The organism is Streptomyces sp. NRRL B-24085, assembly GCF_001282115.1.
GTDB lineage: Bacteria > Actinomycetota > Actinomycetes > Streptomycetales > Streptomycetaceae > Streptomyces.
On sequence record NZ_LJBR01000687.1, the window covers coordinates 1 to 1,579 of the forward strand.

The window sequence follows — 1,579 nt, forward strand, 5'->3', positions numbered from 1 at the left end:
CTCCTGGCTGAGACGCCGTGACCGCCACGGGGCCGCGGATCCGCCGCAGGCGCCAGGGGCGCGGGGAACTGCGCGACCGGCCCCCACCGAGCCGCACCCGCCAGCTCACCGCCGGACCCACCCCAGTGCCCCCACCGAGCCGCACCCGCCAGCTCACCCCAGCGCCCGCACCGAGCCGCACCCGGCACCTCACCGCCGGACCCACCCCAGCGCCGTCATCAGAGCCACCGCCCCCGCGGTGACCGGGATGCCGTAGCCCGCCGGTGGCGACACGTGCTCCGCCGTCCAGCCGCCCGCCGCGCTTCCGCAGGCGATTCCCGCGAGGAGGCCGGTCACGGCGAGGGTCATGCCTTCGTTGAGGCGGCCGGGCGGGGTGCGCCGCTGGATCAGGGTCATGCCGGTGACCATCGTCGGGGCGGTCGCCATCCCGGCGATCAGGAGGGCGACGGCAAGGACGGGCAGGGAGCCGGTGAGGGAGGCGGCCAGCAGGGGGAGGGTCAGCAGGGCCGTCATGGCAGTTATGCACCACACGTAACGGTCCGCCGCGGAGCCGGCGCCGGTCCGGCTCCTCGCCCCGTAGACCAGCCCCGCCGCGCACGACCCGGCCGCCTGGAGCGCGAGCACGACGCCGGCCGCCGAGCGGTGTCCCTGCGTGTCGGCGAAGGCGATGGTGACGACCTCCATGGAGCCGAAGACGGCACCCATGGCGAGGCAGACGGCGAGGAGCGGAGGGACGCCCGGCGCACGCAAGGGCGCCCTCGCCGGTCCGCGCCCCCGCACCGGCGGCTCCGTCGCGCGCTGGGCCGTGAACACCAGCACGCCCGACACCAGCAGCACCACCCCGGTCAGCGTCCCCGCCTCCGGGAAGAACGCCGTGCACAGGAAGGCCGCGAGCACCGGCCCCAGCATGAAGCACGCCTCGTCCACGGCCTGCTCGAAGGAGTTCGCGACATGCAGCGACCTCTCGTCGCCGTCGAGGAGATGGGCCCAGCGCGCACGCGACATGCCGCCGAGATTGGGGGTCGTGGCGGTGGCGGCGTACGACACGAAGAGCGTCCACGCCGGGGCGCCGAGGCGGACGCACAGCAGCAACGCCAGCGAACCCAGTGCCGCCAGGACCGTGGCCGGTACGGCGATCTTGGCCTGTCCGTGTCGGTCGACGAGCCGCGCGGTCCACGGGGCGACGACCGCCGTGGCCCCGAGCCCGGCCGCGGTGACGGCGCCGGCGAGGGCGTACGACCCGCGCGTCCCCGCGATCATCACGACCGCGCTGACGCCGAACATGCCCATCGGGAGCCGGGCGAGAAGGTTCCCGATGGTGAAGGCGCGGGCTCCGGGGGTGGCGAGAAGGCGGCGGTAAGGGCCGGGGGCGCGGCGGCGACGCGGGGCCCGTGGGCCGAAGTCGGCTATGACGAGCGCGTCCGCGGTCATGGTGAACATCGGTCGGTTCGATGGCGGCATGCGCCCACCGTCGCGCGGCAACGATCAAGGGGTCCAACACCTTCTCCGCACCGATTCACGCACCTGTGTTGTAAGTTCGCCCGATGTCCGTGCCCAGCCCTGCCCCCCAGACACAGCT

General features: G+C 74.5%; 1 protein-coding gene. It reads right to left on the minus strand.

What is annotated here, in order from left to right:
* Window positions 1-189 precede the first annotated feature (189 nt).
* Window positions 190-1,461 carry an MFS transporter gene (locus AOJ26_RS41200; RefSeq protein ID WP_053853420.1) on the minus strand — a complete coding sequence of 424 codons (1,272 nt, stop codon included), beginning with the start codon at window positions 1,459-1,461 and terminating at the stop codon, window positions 190-192.
* Between the last annotated feature and the right edge of the window lie 118 nt (window positions 1,462-1,579).